Genomic DNA, 17,779 nt, shown 5'->3' with positions numbered 1-17,779 from the left:
ATTCCTGGCTGAGTGCTGCAAGTGAGAGCCCGCATGGCGAAGCTGGAAGTGCAAGCAATGAAGCGCTGGACCGCAGTCGTGGGAATGGCCGGTCTCGGGCTGGTGTTCTCTGGCGCGGCGTGGGCGCGCTGTGACAAGTTCAGTGACGCGTTGAGCGAAGTTGTGTCGACCACCTTGGTTACCAACGGCACCAGCAACGGCCGTCCCGTCTCCCCGTGGCTGCCGGAGCATACAGATGACCGTTACATAGCCGGTTGCACATCGGGGGGGACCGTCTTCTTCTTCGGCCATCGCGATCAGATTGGCAGTTACTCCGAAAATGGACTCGCCTACAGCGTTTATGCGTCGGGCATTGAGGGACTGGGCATGATCTTCGCCGTTCGCTCACGGGACGACGGGGGCCCGTTCGTGCCGATCCATGCGGACCGTTCGAGTACGATCAACTTTCGCCAGCAGTGGATGTTCCCGCAGGTGCGTGCGCGCTTCATCCGGATGACGGACATCGCCGCCGGAACCCATGCAACGCGGGCGTTCGAGTTCGGCAGCGGGTTGTACAGCGACGGGACGTCCATCAAGGCGACGGTCAATTACGCGGTTTCCAGCACCACGGTTACGGTTGTCCACCGGCCACTGTGCAGGCCCCAGCCGGTTGTGGTTCGAATGGGCAGCGTTCCCGCGACAGATTTCCGCGGCCAGTACAGTGGCAGCCGTAGCCGGGGCTTTCAGATCCAACTGGATTGCGAGAGCGGCGTAGGGGAGGTGCGTTACTACCTGGAGGCCACCGACACGAGTCCGATTGTGGATGTGGATCGAGGTATCGTCACTGTCACTGGGGGCGCGGCAGGGGTCGGGCTACAGATGCTCCAGAGTGATAGCGGAACGCCGATTGCGCTTGAGAGAGTCCATCCGTTTGGCACAAGCACGGATGCCGGGCGGATCAGCAGGCAGTTCCATGCGCGGTACGTGCAGACGGCCGAGGAAAGCAAGGATATTCAGCCCGGGGCGGCCAATGCATCCATACGGATTGTGATGGACTACCCCTGACTGGGCCCAGGCAAACAGAAGACATGAGTGCGTTGTCGCTATCGAGCCGCAGGGTGCTCGGATGGCCCGGGCTGCGCGTCATGCAAGCGGCTCCGACCAAGATCGGGGCGCGCTCAAGGATGGGCTTCAAAGCGCTGAAAAAAGGCATTTTCCCCATTCGGGCGGTATGCGACAATGCGGCCCGCTGCAAGTATGTCTCCGTCTGTGCTGGCGCAGCGTTTGGATTTGCCGCGCTGCTGTGTGCATGATGGATTGCCGCCGAAAAAGGGTGGCCGGGCCTGGAAACCCGTAGTGACTGTAGTAATACGCTTGCCAGCCGGCGTCGCCTTGTGCGGCGCCGGCTGGCAATCCGTCTGCGCGTTATGGCGGGGCGGTGCGTGGGGGTGCGTGCAAGCGCGCCCGCCGGCAATGACTACAGTCCTCCGGTTTCCAGCCATGCGCCGTCCCGCCGCCTTTGTTAAGGCCGGTGGCTCCTTATGCCTTGCACGGAGACTTGCCATGAACGCATCGGATATTCCCCATCTGCGCACCCAGTACGCCCCGGCCAATGCCGAAGAGGGGGGCGCCGCAACACCTGATCCCAACAACCTGATCGCTTTGCTGCACCAGATCGGCCGTGGCGCAGCGGCTGATGGCCAGCCCTGGCCAGAGCGCCATCAACTGCCCGGCCGATGCCTGGCGCTGGCCGATGCCGATGGCGCATTGGCGGGCCTGCGCGTCGTCCAGGAAATTTCGCTGGCGGCCGAACGCGCCCGGCAGAATGGCGGCCCCGAACAGTACGTGGGCGACCGCGTGATGGAAGGGCTGAAACTGGCCGCGTTGGCGTTGACGAACCACGCCATCTACCGCCTGCACCCGGAATGAAATGGGCGGCTCAGGTTCAGTAGATCCACGCCATGCGTGGATGCTTCCGGTGGATCAACGTGTCGGCAGCCAGGCATGGCCTGGCTCTACCGAGGAGCGAGGTGGCGCGTGTCCAGTAGATCCACGCCATGCGTGGATGCCTCTCAGAAATCCATCGTGGCCGACAACAGCACCGTTCTCGGCGCACCCAGTGCCAGGCTGGAAAGCAACGGCATGCCCCAATACGCCTTGTTGGTCACGTTGTTCACGCTCGCTCTGAGGGCAAGCGGTCGGCCCGCCATCGTCGTGCTGTAGCGCGCCCCCACATCAAACAGTGTGCGCCCCGGCACCGACAGGCGGTTATCGGCACTGATGTACTGCTTCGACATCGCCGTGGCATTGCCGGTCAGGGTCACGCCTTCCAGCGCAGGCACATCCCATTCCACACCCAGCTTGGCCTGGCGCTGCGCAACCGCCGTGGCGATGCGGCCTTCATTCACGCCGCCGGCCGTGCGGGTCAGCTTCGGCTGTACGTAGGCCACGCCGCCCAGCAGGCGCACGCCGTCCATTGGGGAACCGAAGAAGCCCCATTCCACGCCGCGGTTACGCTGCTCGCCACCGAACGAGAAGATATTCGTGACCGGGTCGGTGTAGCTGCTCGGGCGTTTGATCTCGTACACGCTGAAGGTGTGCGCGAAGCTGCCCAGGTCCAGCTTCAGGCCCAGTTCCTTCTGCTTGGTGCGGAACGGTGCGAACACATCGCCGGCATTGGCGGCGGTCATTGGCGCGGTGGCGCCCTGGCTGAGGCCTTCGATGTAGTTGGTGTAGACCGAGAGCGTGTCGGTGGCCTTCACCAGCAGCGCGGCGGCCGGGGTGGTGGCGCTCTCGTCATAACGCGAGGTGCGTGCGCCGCTGGCCACGTTGAAGGTCTCGCTGACCACCTGCTGGCGACGCACGCCCAGTGTCAGCTGCACGCGGTCATCGGCAAAGGACAGGGTATCGGCGAAGCCGAGGCTGTCCAGCCGCAGCTCGGTGTGCGAGATATGCGGTGCCACGAAGGGTGCGGCCGGGCCCCACACCGGGTTGTAGAGGTTGGTGGTCCAGTCCCAGCCCGGCACGCTGCGGCGGCCGTAGTCGTTCTGGGTGTGCTGGTAATGGGTCACGTTGGCAGCCCACTGGTGGCCGACAGCGCCGGTGCGGAAACTGCCGCGCAGGCCGGCGTCACCGGACTGCTTCCTGATGTCGAAGGCCAGCTGGCCCATCACCGTGGTGAAGTCACCGCCCGGGTTGAGGATCTGCGCACTGATCGAACCGTTGTAGCGGTAGTCGGTCTTGCTGGTGCCATAGGCCAGGTAGGCCATCAGGTGATCGTTGATGTCCAGCTCACCGCGCAGCATCGCGCCCTTGTCCCGGCTGTCCACGTAGGCCCAATCCGGGTTGATCAGGGTGTCGCCACGCGGTGGCCGCGGAATCGCCACGCCCGGTGCCAGGCCGACGCCACGGGCCGGGCCGTCCACGCGGTCGTCGGCGCTGTACAGATCGGCCGACAGGCGGGCGCGCTCGCCGCGCCAGTCCAGTGCTAGCGAACCCAGCTGCACCTTCTTGCGCTGCTTGCCCACCGCGCCGTCGCCATCACGGTAGGCCCCGTTGAAGCGGATGCCGAACTGCTTGTCGGCACCCATCCGGCGGCCCGCATCCACATGGGTGCCGAACTGTGCATCGGAGGCGAAGTTCGCGCTGACCCGCAGCAACGGCTGATCGCCGGCACGCTTGGGCACCAGGTTGACGCTGCCGCCGACCGAGCCGCCCGGTGGCATGCCGTTGAGCAGGGCGGAGGGGCCCTTCAGCACCTCGATGCGCTCGAACATTTCCGGCGAGGTGCGGTAGTACGGCGCCATGCCGCTGAGGCCGTTGAAGGTGGTATCACTGGTGCTGGAAGCAAAGCCGCGGATGGCGTAGTTCTCGCTCCAGGCGCCGGTCACGCCGTTGCTGAACACCGTGGGGTCGGTGGTGGCGATGACGTCGGTGAGGTCCTTGGCCTGGCGGTCGCGGATGAAGGCTTCGGTGTAGCTGACCGTACTGAACGGCGTGTCCATGAAGTCCTTGTCGCCGAGCAGGCCGACCCGGCTACCCGAGGCCACCTGGCCGCCGGCATAGTCGCCGGTCACCCGGCGCTGTTCCTGCACCTGCACCGAGGGCAGGGTGGACGGCGCCGGTTCGGCCAAGGCGGCACACGAGGCCAGCAGCCCCAGTGCCAGCGCAGACACGCGGTAGCGCCGGGCCATGCCGGGCGGATGGTTCAGCACGCGGGTCGTGCCGGCGGCGGCGCGCTGCAACGGGGAGGGAAGGTCGTACACGGTCATGCCAGGTTCCTGTGAATCGCAGGTGCGAGCGCGCCTGGCGCGCTGCCATCGGCAAGCACGGGGGAGGGCGCAGCGCAGGGTTGTCGGCTGGGTGGGGACCTGGCGGGAAGTGAGCCATAGGCTCGATTGCGGACGGCGGCGGGGTTGCGAACCCGGCGCATTCCTAATTAGTTGAGTAAAGTAAACTAAATCAATGGAAGCGGACAAGAGGGTCCCTTTGCTGGCACCCTCAGCAGGGTATGAACACACCCCGTAAGAGCACGTACCCCGATCCAACGGCGCCGACCCGTGGCCGCCCACCCACCATCACCCCGGAGCGCCTGGCCGACATCGGCATCCGCCTGGGCCTGCCCAACCTGACCATGGCCAACGTGGCCGCCGAACTGGCGGTGACCCAGGCGGCGCTGTACAAGCGCGTGGCCAACCTGGAGGCACTGAAGCGCCTGGTGGCGGAGGCGGTGTTCCAACGCTGGCAGATTCCGCGCGCGTCGGTCGACGCACCGGGCGGGCTGGAGGCTTACCTGATGGGGTTCGTGGAGTCCCTGTGCGAGGTGGTGAAGGCGCATCCCGGGCTGCCCCCGTACCTGCTGCGGCGCACGGTGGCGACCGCGCCGATGCTGGAGAAGATCGCCTCGCATCAGGCGCACGTGGCCGAGGTGTTTGGCCTGCCGGTGGACAAGGCGCGCTGGCTGCTGGCCACGATCGCGTTCTACTGCATTGCCGGTGCGGATACGGTGTATGGGATTGCGGACGACGAAGAAGGCCAGGTGATCACCGAGTTCAAGCAGGGCATGCGTGCGCTGGTGATCGGTTCGCTGGAGGTGCTGGAGCTTCGGTAGATCCACGCCATGCGTGGATGCCGTTACACGGTTCGCCACGGCCCCATCCACGCATGGCGTGGATCTACAATGCGGCCATGCCTGCCACGCCCACCCTTGATGATCTGCGCCGCCATGCGGTGGCGCGCACGCTGTTCAAGCCCACCACGTTGCTGACCGCGATCCGGCGCCTGGGCTTCGTGCAGGCCGACCCGATCCGCGCACCGGCACGCGCACAGGACCTGACCCTGCGCCACCGAGTGAAGGACTATCGTGCAGGCGATCTTGAGCGCCGTTATGCCCGATTGCCGGTGGAAGAAGATTGCCTGGTGAACTACGGCTTCCTGCCGCGTGAGCATCTTGCGCTGATGCACCCGCGTGTGTCCAAGCGCGCGTGGGACACCGAGACCCAGCGGCGTGCAGCGGACGTGCTGGCCTTCGTGCGCGAGCGCGGCAGCGTGCACCCGCGCGAGGTCGACCAGGCGTTTGCGCATGGCCGGGTGACCAACTACTGGGGCGGCACCAGCAATGCCAGCACGCACCTGCTGGAGGGCATGCACTACCGCGGCCTGCTGCGTGTGCAGCGGCGCGACAGCGGCACCCGCATCTACGCGGTGGCCGAGCACGCGGAAGCCGATGCCAGCGCGCAGGCGCAGATCGAACGCGCCGCCGCCCTGATCGACCTGGTGGTGCGCAAGTACGCGCCACTGCCATCGGCCAGCCTGACCTACCTGGTGCGTCTGCTCGGCTATGGCGCACCGCATCTGGCCGAACAAACCCGGCAGGCGTTGATGCTGGCCAAGCAACAGCTGGCCAGCTGCACGCTGGACGGCACGACTTGGTACTGGCCGGCAGACGAGAACCCGCGCTCGCGCCGTCACGCACCGGATGAGCAGGTGCGCCTGCTAGCCCCGTTCGATCCCGTGGTGTGGGACCGCCGCCGCTTCGAGCTGCTGTGGGGCTGGGTCTACAAGTTCGAGGCCTACACACCTGCACCGAAGCGCCAATACGGCTACTACGCGTTGCCGGTGCTGTGGCACGACCAGGTGGTGGGCTGGGCCAATCTCAGCGTGCGCGACGGTGAACTGGCGTCCAGCGTGGGCTACGCCGGCAAGTCACTGGCCCGCGACAAGGTGTTTCGTGGTGCGTTGGAAGACGAACTGCAGCGCATGGCGGAGTTCCTGTAGCGCCGAGCGGCGCATGGGTGCCTGTAGGTCCAGGTAGCCGCCAACCTTGGTTGGCGTCGCTTTCATCAATGCCCACCAAGGCGGGCATCTACCGATCCCGCCGCCCTTGCACCACCATCGCCAACACCACCACGCCCGCGGCAACGCTGGTGTGACCGGACAGCGCAGCCAGACCGAAACCCACGCCCAACCCGCGCATGGCAAACACGGTACTGAACACCAGCAATGCCCAGCCAATCGCGCGCAGCTGCTGGGTTGCCTGCGCGCTCAGCACACGACGCAATACGTCCCGCTGATGACGCTCCATCGCCAGTGCCAGGCAGGCGAACGCGGCCAGCGACAACACGAACAGAATGACGTGGATCATGCGCTGGCCTCCGGTGCCGCAGTGCGTGACGCAGCAGACGGCCGTGCACGCTTCACCTTCGGCGCATGCCGCCAGGTGCGCCAGGCCAGCAGCGTGTGCAGGGCGGCCAATGCCAGCAGGGTCAGGTCGGTGCCAGCGAATGCCCAGTCGCCCGCAGCCAGCGTGCGCCACAGCGGATGCAGCGTGGTCACCGCAGTCAGCACCGGCAGCAGCGCCAGCAGCAACGCCGCCAGCAGGAACTGTTCGATCCATGCACGCTTGGGTGTGCGCATCGTGGCGTGCACGAACATGGCCGCCCAGGTCAGGAAGAACACATGCACCTCCCACGCCGCGCGCCCGTCCATGGTGATGGGCAGCAGGCGGTTGGCCCATAGATAGGCCGCCATCGCCACCGACAGGCCGGCGACGGTGGCGATGTTGAGACGCTCGACCAGGCGGAAGCCGAAGTAGGGGCGCTGCGGATCGGGCAGCTGCGCGCGGCGCTTGACCGTCCACAGCACCAGCCCGGTGCCCACCATGGCGGTGCCGGCCAGGCTGACGATGAAGTACAGCCAGCGCAGAGCGGCATCGGCGAAGCGGCCCAGGTGCAGGCCATACAGCACGCCCTGGGTATCGGCGGCAACGCCCGAGTGTTCCTTGATCTGCAGCAGCTGCCCACCGCTGCCGTCGAACAGCAGATAGTTCGGGGTGGTCGAAACACGGCTGGACTGCGCACGCACCACGGCCACGCGTGCGTTCTCGTCGCCGGGATTCTGCACCTGCACGCTGCCCACCGCGCCGGCTCCCCAGCGCTGCTCGGCCTGCTGCACCAGTGCACCGACGTTGGTGAGCGGAGCAGGGTGGCCGGCGGCCTTCTGCGGCGGCGGGAACAGGCGCATCTCGCTGACCACCTCGGCCTGCTGGCGCTTGTCCGGCAGCTTGGCCAGGCCCCACGGCATATACAGTACCGCCAGCATCACCAGGCCGCTCCAGGTGATCATGAAGTGGAACGGCAGGCCGAGTACCGACAGCGCCGCGTGTCCATCCAGCCAAGAGCGCTGGCCCTTGCCCCAGCGGAAAGTGAAGAAGTCGGCGAAGATCTTCTTGTGGGTGATTACGCCGCTGACGATGGCGACCAGCATGAACATCGCGCACAGGCCGACGATCCAGCGGCCCCACATCGCCGGCATGTAGTGCAGGTTGAAGTGGAAGGCATAGAAGAAGTCGCCGCCGCTGGTGTCACGTGCCTGCAGCGGTGCACCGGTGCTGGCGTCGAACAGGCCCGAGTCGAAGCCATGCCGGCCACGCCCGCCCGGGCTGGCCCACATCGCCGACACCCACGGCATGCGCGTGCTCGGCAGGCTGAGGTTGATCTGGCTGGCCGCAGGCGTGTCGGCCATGATCGCCGTGACGGTACGCTGCGCAACCACAGCGGCGTCCGGCAACACGGACGGTGTGGCGATTTCCGGGCGGGTGTAGCGCGAGAGCTCGTCGCGGAAGTAGCTGGCGGTGCCGGTGAGGAATATCGCGTACAGGATCCAGCCGGCCAGCAGCCCCACCCAGATATGCAGGTCGGACATGGTCTGGCGGATGCCGCGTGGCTTGGGGGTGCGATCGACCTTGCTCATGCAGCGCCTCCGTTGCCGACCGTCTGTGCGATCAACCACAGCGGAAGCGCGGCGATGATCAGGCCCAGCCATGCGCGCCACGCCGAGCGCACCGCGAACACCCAGACCACGGCACCGGCGTACAGCAGGAAGCTGGCCAGCATGCCGGTGAACACGGCCTGGCGACCATCAATGGGCAGCGCCAGTGCCGCGATGCTGCACAGTGCGGCCAGCACATAGCCGCCGAACAACGCGGCGATGATGCGTGAGACCAGGGGCAGCCAGGCCAGCACGGAAGCGGTACGGGAAACGGTCAAGGCACTTCTCCAGGACACCACGCGACATGGCGTGGTGCCCTTGCAACGAGGATCAGAAGTCGACGGTGGCCGACAGCAGGGCGGTGCGCGGCGTGCCCAGGCCGGAGCCGAGGCTGCCCGCCCAGTACGCCTTGTTGGTCAGGTTCTGCACGGTGGCGCGCAGTACCAGCGGGTGGCCGGCCGCTTGCGTCGCATAGCGGGCACCCAGATCGAACACGGTGCGGCCCGCCACCCACTGGCTGTTGTCAGCAGTGATGTAGCCCTTGGACAGGCTGACCGCGTTGCCGGTGAGGGTGAGGCCGGCAACGGTCGGCACGTCCCATTCGACGCCCAGCTTGCCCTGCCATTGCGGTGTGGCCGTCGCCAACCGGCCTTCGTTGATACCGCCCTGGGTACGGGTCAGCTTCGGCTGCAGCCAGCCGATGCCACCGAGCACGCGCAGCTGTTCGGTGGCCTGGCCGAACACGGTCCATTCCACGCCCCGGTTGCGTTGCTGGCCTCCGAACGAGAAGACATTCGTGGTCGGGTCGGTATAGGAGCTGGGCTTTTCGATCTCGTACACGCTCAATGCGCTGGCCAAGCGGCCGAAGTCGAGCTTGGCACCGACCTCGCGCTGGCGGGTCTTGAACGGCGGGAACACGTCGCCCGCGTTGGCGGCGGTTGCCGGGGCGGTGCTGCCCTGGCTCAGGCCTTCGATGTAATTGGCATACAGTGACAGGCGGTCGCTGGCCTTGAACAGCAGTGCACCGGCCGGGGTGTTGGCGCTGGCGTCGTAGCGTGCGGTGCGCTTGCCTGTGCCGCCATCGAAGGTATCGCTGAGCACGGTCTGGTGACGGATGCCCAGGGTCAGCTGCACACGATCATCGATGAAGGACAGCGTATCGGCGATGCCGAAGCTGGTGGTGCGCACTTCCGCGGTCTTTGGCAGCGACGCATCACTGAAGCTGCGGTCGATGGCAGGGCCCCACTGCGGGTTGTAGATATTGGTTACCCAATCGCGGGCCAGCAGGTTGCGCTTGAAGCCGAACTTCTGGTCGTGCTGGTACCAGGCTGCACTGATGGCCAGCGCGTGATCGACCGCGCCGGTGCGGAAACGCGCCGACAATCCGGCTTCGGCGGTGTCCTTGCTGTAGATGAAGCGTTGGTGGGCGAAGTTGTTGCGGAAGTCGCCGGCGGTGTTGGTGATCAGCGTGGTGGCACTGGCGATGGAGTCGAAATCGGTATGGCCGTGGCCGTAGCTGGCATGCGCCTGCAGGTAGTCATTGATGTCGAACGACCAGCGCAGTGCGGCGGCCTGGTCCTTGACGGTGCTGAAGGTCCAGTCCGGTGCAAACAGGGTGCTGGCTTTCGGCGGGCGGGGCACGGCCAGGCCGGGCGCCAGCGAGACGCCACGGTTGAGGCCATCCACATGGTCGCGGCTGCTGAACAGGTCCAGCGACACCTGCGAGCGCTCACCACGCCAGTCCAGGCCGAGCGATGCGAGCTGCGTCTTGTGCTGCTGGTGGTCGGTGGCGGTGTCGCCGTCGCGATGCACGGCATTGAGGCGTACGCCGAACTGCTTGTCCGCGCCGAAGCGGCGGCCGACATCCAGGTGACCGCCCCACTGCGCGTCGCTGCCGTAGCTGGCGGTGAAGCGGGTCAGTGGTGTGTCGCCTGCACGCTTGGGTACCACGTTCACCGCACCGCCCACCGAGCCACCGGGCGGCATGCCGTTGAGCAGCGCGGACGGGCCCTTCAGCACTTCGATGCTCTCGGCCAGTTCGGGAGTGACGCGGTAGTAGGGGATCAGCCCGTACAGGCCACCAAAGCCGATATCCGACGAGGCGACACCGAAACCGCGGATGTTGAAGTAGTCGGTGATGCCACCGCTGGAGCCACTGTTGTAGACGCTGGGGTCGGTCAGTGCGATGACCCGCACCAGGTCCGGCGCCTGGATGTTGTCGATGAAGTCGGCGGTGTAGCGGGTGGTGTTGAACGGCGTGTCCATGAAGTCGAGCTCGCCGAGCAGGCCGACGCCGCTGCCGCGCGTGACCTGGCCGCCGGCGTAGGTATCGGTGGGTGCGGTCTTGTCGGCGCGCACGTTCACGGTGGGCAACTGGCGGGCGCCATCGGGTGCATCGTTGGCGTGTGCGGCGGTGGCGAGCAGCAGGGTGGGCAGCAACGCCGCACGGGCGGCCAGAGACAGCGCCGAGCGGCGTGGGAGGGGCAGGGTTCGCAGGGGGAGGGACATGGCGGTTCTCGTGTGGTGGGTCGTGCGATCGGCCAGCACGGCGCCGTCTGTGACCTGCAGGGGCAGGACGACGCGGGCTGTGGAATGGCTGGCAGAGGGCACGGCACTGCCGCTGTGGCAGTGCTGCACGCGAGGTGCGTGGGCGATCTGTGGCTGGGTGGAACGAAGCGCGGGGCGCGGATACTGCGGGGTGGATCAGATATCGTCGGCGAGGTCGTCGAGGTCCTGCAGGCCACCGCCGCGTGCCAGCACGCGCTCGTAGTTGCGGCGGCGACGCTGGTCGGTCTCGGTGGTGGTCTCGCCACGTTTCCAGTAGCCGGCCACGGCAACGTCGCTGCGTGGCAGGCCGACCGTTTCGATGAAGTGGCGGCGCAGGGCACGCATTTCCTCGCGCTCGCCGGCCGCCCAGACCGTGCTGCCGGGTTCCGGCCGCAGTTGGCGCGCCTGCTGCAGCAACGGCACGTCACCGGTGGCGAGGCGGAGCACGCGGACACCTTCAATGGCGGGCAGTTCGTCTACCGGGAATGCATCATCCGAGGCGATCCAGGCCTCTGCGCGCAGGTCGGCCGGCCACTGCTGCAGCAATGCAAACAGGGCAGGGATGGCGCTTGGGTCGGCGAACAGGAGGGCGCAGGTGCCCTCACGCTGCGGTACCTGCAGATGGGGGCGCGGTCCGGTCAGATCGAAGGCATCACCGGGGCGCAGCGCACGTACCCAGGCCAGCATCGGCCCCGGCGCCTCGTGCAGCACTACGTCCAGGGTGAACTGGCGGGTGTTGGGATCGAGGCTGCGCACGGTGTAGATCCGTGACACATCGCCGAACGTGGCGCCGAGCTGGATGCGCACGGCGGTGTTGGCACGCCGCCAGGGCGCGAGTTCTGCATGTTCCGGCAGCTGGACCACGAGGCGCAGCAGGCTGGCGCACGGCTGTGCAACCGCGACCACCTGGACCTGCAGCGCCTGCAGGCCGCGATCATGGTCGGCGCCGCGCAGCGGCCCGGCCGGGGTGATTGAAGTGGGGGACGCGGACATCGACAACGATCCTGGACACTGCAAATGCGAATTAGTTACATCATAGTAAACTAAATTGATCGTGCCGCAACCGGGGCCTGTCCACGGACCGCAGCGACGCGTTGACCACGGCGTCGCTGCGGACCACCATGACAGCCCTTGCCCGCGCACTGCGCAGGAACCGTTACCGCATGGCTGCACCGAAAAAGACCGCTGCCCGTGGGCGACCGCCCAGCATCACCCGCGAGCGCATCGCCGACGCCGGCATTGCCATGACGCTGCCGGGGCTGAGCTTCGTGGGCGTGGCGGCGGCGCTGGGGGTCAGCCACATCGCGCTGTACAAGCATGTGGCGAATCTGGCGGCACTGCGCGAGCTGGTGGCCGAGGCGATCTTCGAGCGTTGGCAGGCACCGGCACTGGATGCCGCTGGCCGGCGCAGCATCGAGGAGGATCTGCGTGCGTTCCAACGTTCACTGCGGACGCTGGTGGACGGGAACCCGGGGCTGGCGCCGTTCCTGGTCAGCCACGGCGCGAAGACACCGGAGATGCTGGCGCGCATCCAGCGTCACCATGCCGAATTCAGCCGCGTGCATGATCTGCCGCTCGAGCAGGCGGCGTGGCTGCTGTCGACCGTGGCCTATCACGCCGTGGCGTTGGCCGACACCGTGTACTCGCGGCATGCGGTGGTGGATACCACGCGACGCCCGCTGGATCGGAAGGCGCAGGAGGCCGAGTTCGACCGCAGCATGGAGGCGTTGATCATCGGTGCATTGGCGATGTGCGGGCGCACGGCAGCCTCCGGGTAAGCCCCATTCCAGGTTGGCGCCGTTGCCGTGGTGGTGGCCAACCTTGGTTGGCCCCGCGATGTGTCGGTGCCCACCAAGGTGGGCGTCTACCGGTCAAGCGGCGTCCCTGCGCTCAGCATCCTCCATTCCGGGGCTGACGCGGCGGCCGATGTCCTTCAGCGAGGTAATCGCCAATCCTGGTTGGCACCGTTGCGCCGGTAGTCGCCAACCTTGGTTGGCGCCGCTATACATCGTTGCCCACCAAGGCGGGCATCTACCGGTCAAGCGGCGTCCTTGCGCTCCGCATCTTCCATGCCGGGGCTGACGCGGCGGCCGATGTCCTTCAACCGCGCCAGCTGATCCACCATCGACGGTGCGTCATCCAGGCTGCCGACGAACGTCCACAGATAGGTCATCACCGCATACACATGGCCCGGGGTAACCCCGTCGGTGGTGGCGAGACGGCCGATCGTCAGCGCGAACAGCACCGCTGCCGCCGCGCCAACTACCACAAAGGCACCGGCTTCGCGATCGGAGAGCAGGATGCGCAGCCGCGACAGCGTGGTGTAGTGGCGACGCAGCACCGAGGGACTGACCCGGTCGACCAGGCGGATTTCATGTTCCAGCCGGTTGTTCAGACGCCCATGCAGCTGCTCGTTGCGGCGTGCGAACGACGGCATCAACAACACTGCGCCGAGCAGGGCGATCAGGCTCGCGGCGCCCACCAGCGGTTCGATCACCAGCAGCATCACCGCCGCACCAAACATTGATACGAGCGCGGTGGCGATGATCGGCACGTGCTTTTCGAAGAAGTCGACGAACTCACGGGCCAGCACAACGCGCGCGGCCGAGGTGGAGGTGGCCTGGCCCAGCCTGCGCTGTGCCTGCACCACGTTCACCGCCAGGTCGGCATAGATGCGGGTGAAGGTACGGGTATCGACCGCACGGCGGGCAGCACCGACCAGCCAGAACAGCAGTACCACGCCGGCGTAGGAGATGGCGTGGCCGATGTTGCCGCGGATGATCGCGTCCACCGCGAAGCCGGCAAACAGCGGATAGGCCAGCAGCAGCGCATTTTCCAGCGCCACCAGCGAAAAGGTGCCGGTGAGCTGCCACGGATAGGTTCGCAGGATGGCCTTGAGAGTGGCGGCCGCGTTCTGCTGGCCGATGCTGCCGGCGGCGGCCGCCGGATCGTGTGGGGGGGTCATGGGGATGCCTGGGTGGGTCGGAGTCAGGGCAGGGGACGGATGCCTGCCATCTCCCGGATCGCGCCCAGTATCTGCAGCCCTTTGGAGAAGGCATGGAGGGACGATGGAGATTGCGTGGAGAAACCGGCGCCGTTCAGCGATGCGAATGTCCACCAAGGTGGGCCGCTACCAAGGCAGTGTCTACCGCCTCAACGGCGGGCATGCACCGGCCAGCGGATTTCGAAGGCACTGCCACCACGTTCGGTGGCCCGGCATAGCGCTGTTCCGTGATGGGCCACGGCAATCGCACGCACCACGGCCAGGCCAAGCCCGGAGCCACCACTCTGCCGCGAACGCGAGACATCCGTGCGCTGGAAGGCTTCGAAGATGCTGTCGCGAAGGTCGTCCGGCACACCGGGGCCGCCATCTTCCACAGTGACGGTGCAATGGCCTTCTGCCAGCGTCACGTACACCCGCAGCGGGCAGGGAATGGCATGGCGTCGTGCATTCTCCAACAGTGCCAGTACTGCTTGGCGGATGCGTGCAGGATCGCAGTCGGCCAGCGAAGGTCGTGCGTCCAATTTCACCGAGAAACCACTCTCGGTCAGTGCCTCGGACATCGCTTCAACCACCGCGGCCACCTGCACACTGACATCGCTGCGCTGCAGGCGCAGATCCAGGTGGCCACTCTCGGCCAGGCTGACCACGCGCAGGTCCTCGATGATGCGGGTCAGGCCTTCCAGCTGGGTGAGCATGCTGTTGAACTGCTCAGGCCCCGGCTCGAACACGCCTTCGGCGATGCCCTGCAGGCGGCCGCGCAGGATGGTCATCGGCGTGCGCAGTTCATGCGCGATCGCCGCGTTCCAGAACACCCGGTTCTCGGACATCCGGCTCAGCCGTTCTGCCATGGAGTTGAAATCGCTGACCAGCGTGGCCGCTTCGGCCATCGTGGTATCACCTCCGCGTGCACGCGCTTCCAGATCGCCACTGGCGACCCGGCGCAGGCTTTCGGCCACCGAGTTCAACGGCGTGATGATGCGCCGGGTCAGGCGCGAGGCGACCAGCGTGGCGAAGATGACGACCACGGTGGCGGTCAATCCGATCCACAGCCATTCCAGCCCGGACGGCATGATCGTTTCCGGCTCGTCGTACCAGCGCGGATAGAACACCTCCATGAGGTAATAGAACAGGTAGAAGCCGCTGATCGACAGCACCGTCGAACACAGCGAGGCCACCGTGATGGACAGCGTGATCTGGCGTCCGATGCTCTTGCCTTTGGGGTTCATCATTCAGTCCAGGAAGCGGTAGCCGACGCCGCGAATGGTGGCGGGAATGCCGATCACGCCGACATCCTCCAGCTTGCGCCGCAGTTTGCTGACATGGCTGTCGACGGTGCGTTCCTGCGCGTCGCCCTCGGGCAGGCAGGCATGCAGGAGATCGGCGCGCGCATGCACCTGCCGTGGCGCACGCGCCATGTGCACCAGCAGCCGGAACTCGGTGAGGGTGAAGTTCAGTTCGTGCACCTGCTCGCCATGGCGCACGGTCACCTCGTGGCTGCGCAGGTCGATCTCGAAGGGCCCTTGGCGGATCAGCCCGTTGGGCGCTTCGACCAGGGGCCGGGAACTCCGGCGCAGCACGGCCTGGATGCGGGCGACGATCTCGGCCGGATTGAACGGCTTGGCCACGTAGTCGTCGGCGCCCACGCGCAGGCCGGTCAGCTTGTCCACGTCCTGGTCGAGCGCAGTGAGCATGATGACCGGGGTGTTGCCGATCCGTCGCAGTTCGCTCAGCACCTGCCAGCCATCCAGTTTTGGCATCTGCACATCCAGCAGCACCAGGTCCGGACGCAGTTGGCGGTGGCTGGCGAGTGCCGCCTCACCGTCGGCGGCGCGGGCGCTGCGCAGGCCGGAACGGGCCAGGTAGGCACTGAGGATGTCGGCGATTTCGCCCTCATCTTCGGCAATCAGCACCAAGGGTGCCTGTCGGCTACGGAGATCGTTCATTGCGTGATGCGGGTTCGGGGCAAGGGTGGGCAAGGGCGGGATCTGGGGCAGGGTCATCGTCGGCACTGCATGTCCTGCGCCTCTTCGTTGGCAGCCCAGGCCAGGGTGGCCAGCACCAGCGTGCGCCGCAGACTCGGTTCCACTGCACCTGCGCCGCGTAGCTGCTGCAGCATCAGGGTGGACACCGCCGCCGGCAGCTTGCTCCAGCGCGATGCCATGGGAGTGGCATCTACCCGGGCCTGCAGCCGCAAGGCCATGCCCAGGATGGCGCGCAGGCGCAGTGCCAGCAGGGCGACGACCACGAGAGTGGCTAGGGCGAGCAGCAGATGCAGGGTGGCATCGGCGACCGGGTGCGTTGCCGCCCAGACCGCCAGACCAATCAGCGCCAGCGACGCGAGTGCGCCGGAACGGCCAGTGCCACCGGGCCCATCGCTGCGGAACCCCACCAGGGCGGCCGCCCCGAAGCCCGCCAGCAGCGGGGGTAACGGATCCGGCGCGGCCAGCATCCAGCTGGTGGTCGATGCGAACACGACGGCGGTCAACCACGGCGAAGGCGCACACCACGCCAGGTAGGCGCGGCGCACATCGATGGGTGGCAGGTCTGGATGGGAAAGGGACACGGCAGGCGGGCAGTCGGCGAGGCCGACGAGGCTAGCGACCGTTGATGGAGACTCGGTCGAGATTGTGTCGAGATTGCGTGGACGCGGGCCGCAGCATTCAGGCGCGGGGCTGGTGCCTGAACGGCTGCCGCGCCTCCATGCAATCTCCACAGTGGCTCCAAGAAACGTCCATCCGCGGCTTCCAGACTGCGGTTTCGGCGGTCGCACTGGGCGACTGCACGCAGCCGGGCGTTTCGATGAGTAACCGCAGGACCTGGATCATTGCCGCTACGGTGGCCACATTGGCCGCCGGCGCTGGATGGTGGGCGTTTGCCGGCGGCGATGATGCCGCGCTGATCACCGCACCGGCAAGGGTGGCGGATCTGGAGAAGACCGTACAGGCGGTCGGCCGGGTCCATCCCAAGGAGCTGGTGGCGGTGGGTGCGCAGGTGTCCGGCCAGGTCAAGCGCCTGCATGTGGTGCTGGGCCAGCGCGTACAGGCCGGTGACCTGATCGCCGAGGTCGATTCGCAGCCGCAGCGTATCGCGCTGCGCAGTGCCGAGGCGGCCACCAACACGCTGCGCGCCCAGCATGCCGCCAGCCAGGCCCGCTATGCGCAGGCCAGTCGTGCTTACCAGCGGCAGTCGCAGCTGGTGGCGTCGCGCCTGGTGTCACAGGAAGGTTTCGAAGCCGCACGCGTGGCGCGCGATGCGGCACGCTCAGAGGTGGCCGCGCTGCAGGCGCAGATCGACCAGGCCGTGACCCAGGTCGAAACCGCACGGATCAACCTGGGCTATACCCGCATTGTTTCGCCCAGCGACGGTTACATCGTGGCCATCGTTACCAAGGCCGGGCAGACGTTGAACTCGATGCAGACCACGCCGACCATCGTGATGCTGGCGCAGATGGATACGATGACCGTGCGCGCCGAGATCGCCGAGGCTGATGTCGAGCTGGTGGCACCGGGACAACCGCTGTGGTTCTCGACACTGGGGCCGAGCGGCCGCCGCTATGAATCCCACCTGCAGCAGCTGGAACCGGCGCCGTCCTCGATTGCCGACGTCGCCACCGGCAATGCGGGTGGCTCTGCGCAGACGCCGAAGGCGGTGTACTACGCCGGCCTGTTCGACGTGGCCAATCCCGGCCTGAAGCTGAAGCCCTCGATGACGGTGAAGGTGACCCTGCAGCTGGCGCGGGTCGCCAACGCGCTGCAGGTGCCATTTACGGCGCTGGTCGATTCGGATGGCAAGGACGGCAGCCGTGGAACCGTGCGCGTGGTGGACACCAAGGGCCGCCCCCAGCAGCGTGCGGTGACGACCGGCCTGCGCACCGCCACCGCCGTGCAGATCCTGTCCGGCCTGCGCGAGGGCGAGAACGTGGTGGTCGGCCAGGCGCCCAGCGGCGGCGAATCCGAACCGACCAGCCTGCTGGGGATGTGA

At 66.8% G+C, this 17,779-nt stretch carries 17 protein-coding genes; 7 read left to right on the top strand and 10 right to left on the bottom strand.

From position 1 onward, the window contains the following. Positions 1–33 precede the first annotated feature (33 nt). The 3 genes from ACZK33_RS12860 (at position 34) to ACZK33_RS12850 (ending at position 1,908) form a co-directional block, all read left to right on the top strand. Complete coding sequence (locus tag ACZK33_RS12860) at positions 34–1,044, top strand: fimbrial protein (RefSeq protein WP_423174026.1); 1,011 nt, start codon at positions 34–36, stop codon at positions 1,042–1,044. Between the two features lie 23 nt (positions 1,045–1,067). Then, positions 1,068–1,292 (top strand): hypothetical protein, encoded by a 225-nt coding sequence (locus ACZK33_RS12855; protein WP_423174025.1) that lies wholly within the window; start codon positions 1,068–1,070, stop codon positions 1,290–1,292. A gap of 250 nt (positions 1,293–1,542) precedes the next feature. Then, entirely contained in the window at positions 1,543–1,908 is a 366-nt protein-coding gene (locus ACZK33_RS12850; protein WP_201116194.1) for a hypothetical protein, read from the top strand. A gap of 143 nt (positions 1,909–2,051) precedes the next feature. Here ACZK33_RS12850 and ACZK33_RS12845 read toward each other — a convergent pair whose 3' ends face one another. After that, positions 2,052–4,250, bottom strand: coding sequence for a TonB-dependent receptor (locus ACZK33_RS12845; RefSeq protein WP_423174024.1), 2,199 nt, complete (start codon positions 4,248–4,250; stop codon positions 2,052–2,054). Positions 4,251–4,489: 239 nt separating this feature from the next. Between ACZK33_RS12845 and ACZK33_RS12840 the strand changes: the two genes are divergently transcribed. Both ACZK33_RS12840 and ACZK33_RS12835 read left to right on the top strand, forming a co-directional pair. Next, positions 4,490–5,089, top strand: coding sequence for a TetR/AcrR family transcriptional regulator (locus tag ACZK33_RS12840; protein WP_154263640.1), 600 nt, complete (start codon positions 4,490–4,492; stop codon positions 5,087–5,089). A 53-nt stretch (positions 5,090–5,142) separates the two neighbouring features. After that, complete coding sequence (locus ACZK33_RS12835) at positions 5,143–6,255, top strand: DNA glycosylase AlkZ-like family protein (RefSeq protein ID WP_423174023.1); 1,113 nt, start codon at positions 5,143–5,145, stop codon at positions 6,253–6,255. A gap of 88 nt (positions 6,256–6,343) precedes the next feature. Here the strand turns inward: ACZK33_RS12835 and ACZK33_RS12830 are convergent, their stop codons facing one another. The 5 genes from ACZK33_RS12830 to ACZK33_RS12810 all read right to left on the bottom strand — a co-directional run bounded on the left by ACZK33_RS12830 (position 6,344) and on the right by ACZK33_RS12810 (position 11,787). Continuing rightward, positions 6,344–6,622 carry a DUF3325 domain-containing protein gene (locus tag ACZK33_RS12830; protein ID WP_423174022.1) on the bottom strand — a complete coding sequence of 93 codons (279 nt, stop codon included), beginning with the start codon at positions 6,620–6,622 and terminating at the stop codon, positions 6,344–6,346. Next, the gene (locus tag ACZK33_RS12825) at positions 6,619–8,229 is read right to left on the bottom strand and encodes a PepSY-associated TM helix domain-containing protein (protein WP_423174021.1); all 1,611 of its coding nucleotides are present in this window, start codon (positions 8,227–8,229) and stop codon (positions 6,619–6,621) included. The genes ACZK33_RS12830 and ACZK33_RS12825 overlap by 4 nt, the downstream gene beginning before the upstream one ends. Further along, on the bottom strand, positions 8,226–8,525 hold the full coding sequence (locus ACZK33_RS12820; RefSeq protein ID WP_201116180.1) for a DUF3649 domain-containing protein: 300 nt from the start codon (positions 8,523–8,525) through the stop codon (positions 8,226–8,228). The genes ACZK33_RS12825 and ACZK33_RS12820 overlap by 4 nt, the downstream gene beginning before the upstream one ends. Before the next feature lie 52 nt (positions 8,526–8,577). Continuing rightward, positions 8,578–10,755, bottom strand: coding sequence for a TonB-dependent receptor (locus ACZK33_RS12815; RefSeq protein WP_423174020.1), 2,178 nt, complete (start codon positions 10,753–10,755; stop codon positions 8,578–8,580). Between the two features lie 195 nt (positions 10,756–10,950). Then, positions 10,951–11,787: a siderophore-interacting protein gene (locus ACZK33_RS12810; RefSeq protein ID WP_423174019.1), complete on the bottom strand. Its 837-nt coding sequence runs from the start codon at positions 11,785–11,787 to the stop codon at positions 10,951–10,953. A 170-nt stretch (positions 11,788–11,957) separates the two neighbouring features. Here ACZK33_RS12810 and ACZK33_RS12805 point away from each other — a divergent pair, with 170 nt between their 5' ends. Next, positions 11,958–12,572: a TetR/AcrR family transcriptional regulator gene (locus ACZK33_RS12805; protein WP_107433434.1), complete on the top strand. Its 615-nt coding sequence runs from the start codon at positions 11,958–11,960 to the stop codon at positions 12,570–12,572. Positions 12,573–12,832: 260 nt separating this feature from the next. Here the strand turns inward: ACZK33_RS12805 and ACZK33_RS12800 are convergent, their stop codons facing one another. The 4 genes from ACZK33_RS12800 to ACZK33_RS12785 form a co-directional block, all read right to left on the bottom strand. Continuing rightward, entirely contained in the window at positions 12,833–13,759 is a 927-nt protein-coding gene (locus tag ACZK33_RS12800) for an ABC transporter six-transmembrane domain-containing protein (protein WP_423174018.1), read from the bottom strand. 188 nt (positions 13,760–13,947) lie between these two features. Beyond that, a complete protein-coding gene (locus tag ACZK33_RS12795) occupies positions 13,948–15,024 on the bottom strand; it encodes an ATP-binding protein (RefSeq protein WP_329810025.1) in 1,077 nt (358 codons plus the stop codon). A gap of 3 nt (positions 15,025–15,027) precedes the next feature. Next, positions 15,028–15,798 (bottom strand): response regulator, encoded by a 771-nt coding sequence (locus ACZK33_RS12790; protein WP_423174017.1) that lies wholly within the window; start codon positions 15,796–15,798, stop codon positions 15,028–15,030. Further along, a complete protein-coding gene (locus tag ACZK33_RS12785) occupies positions 15,795–16,361 on the bottom strand; it encodes a hypothetical protein (protein ID WP_423174016.1) in 567 nt (188 codons plus the stop codon). Before ACZK33_RS12785 ends, ACZK33_RS12790 begins: the two co-directional genes overlap by 4 nt. Before the next feature lie 236 nt (positions 16,362–16,597). On the opposite strand from ACZK33_RS12785, the gene ACZK33_RS12780 reads away from it, so the two are divergent. Beyond that, on the top strand, positions 16,598–17,779 hold the full coding sequence (locus tag ACZK33_RS12780) for an efflux RND transporter periplasmic adaptor subunit (RefSeq protein ID WP_423174015.1): 1,182 nt from the start codon (positions 16,598–16,600) through the stop codon (positions 17,777–17,779).

It is taken from the genome of Stenotrophomonas sp. 86156_Sma (genome assembly GCF_056481625.1).
This window is presented reverse-complemented; position numbering and strand designations above follow the sequence as displayed.

What these genes read in the sequence shown, in the direction of transcription:
- ACZK33_RS12835 (WP_423174023.1), top strand. Translation starts at nt 5,143, where the DNA reads ATGGCGTGGATCTACAATGCGGCCATGCCTGCCACGCCCACCCTTGAT.
- ACZK33_RS12800 (WP_423174018.1), bottom strand. Translation starts at nt 13,759, where the DNA reads ATGACCCCCCCACACGATCCGGCGGCCGCCGCCGGCAGCATCGGCCAG.
- ACZK33_RS12830 (WP_423174022.1), bottom strand. Translation starts at nt 6,622, where the DNA reads ATGATCCACGTCATTCTGTTCGTGTTGTCGCTGGCCGCGTTCGCCTGC.
- ACZK33_RS12850 (WP_201116194.1), top strand. Translation starts at nt 1,543, where the DNA reads ATGAACGCATCGGATATTCCCCATCTGCGCACCCAGTACGCCCCGGCC.
- ACZK33_RS12860 (WP_423174026.1), top strand. Translation starts at nt 34, where the DNA reads ATGGCGAAGCTGGAAGTGCAAGCAATGAAGCGCTGGACCGCAGTCGTG.
- ACZK33_RS12815 (WP_423174020.1), bottom strand. Translation starts at nt 10,755, where the DNA reads ATGTCCCTCCCCCTGCGAACCCTGCCCCTCCCACGCCGCTCGGCGCTG.
- ACZK33_RS12795 (WP_329810025.1), bottom strand. Translation starts at nt 15,024, where the DNA reads ATGAACCCCAAAGGCAAGAGCATCGGACGCCAGATCACGCTGTCCATC.
- ACZK33_RS12825 (WP_423174021.1), bottom strand. Translation starts at nt 8,229, where the DNA reads ATGAGCAAGGTCGATCGCACCCCCAAGCCACGCGGCATCCGCCAGACC.
- ACZK33_RS12805 (WP_107433434.1), top strand. Translation starts at nt 11,958, where the DNA reads ATGGCTGCACCGAAAAAGACCGCTGCCCGTGGGCGACCGCCCAGCATC.
- ACZK33_RS12810 (WP_423174019.1), bottom strand. Translation starts at nt 11,787, where the DNA reads ATGTCCGCGTCCCCCACTTCAATCACCCCGGCCGGGCCGCTGCGCGGC.
- ACZK33_RS12845 (WP_423174024.1), bottom strand. Translation starts at nt 4,250, where the DNA reads ATGACCGTGTACGACCTTCCCTCCCCGTTGCAGCGCGCCGCCGCCGGC.
- ACZK33_RS12780 (WP_423174015.1), top strand. Translation starts at nt 16,598, where the DNA reads ATGAGTAACCGCAGGACCTGGATCATTGCCGCTACGGTGGCCACATTG.
- ACZK33_RS12790 (WP_423174017.1), bottom strand. Translation starts at nt 15,798, where the DNA reads ATGACCCTGCCCCAGATCCCGCCCTTGCCCACCCTTGCCCCGAACCCG.
- ACZK33_RS12840 (WP_154263640.1), top strand. Translation starts at nt 4,490, where the DNA reads ATGAACACACCCCGTAAGAGCACGTACCCCGATCCAACGGCGCCGACC.
- ACZK33_RS12855 (WP_423174025.1), top strand. Translation starts at nt 1,068, where the DNA reads ATGAGTGCGTTGTCGCTATCGAGCCGCAGGGTGCTCGGATGGCCCGGG.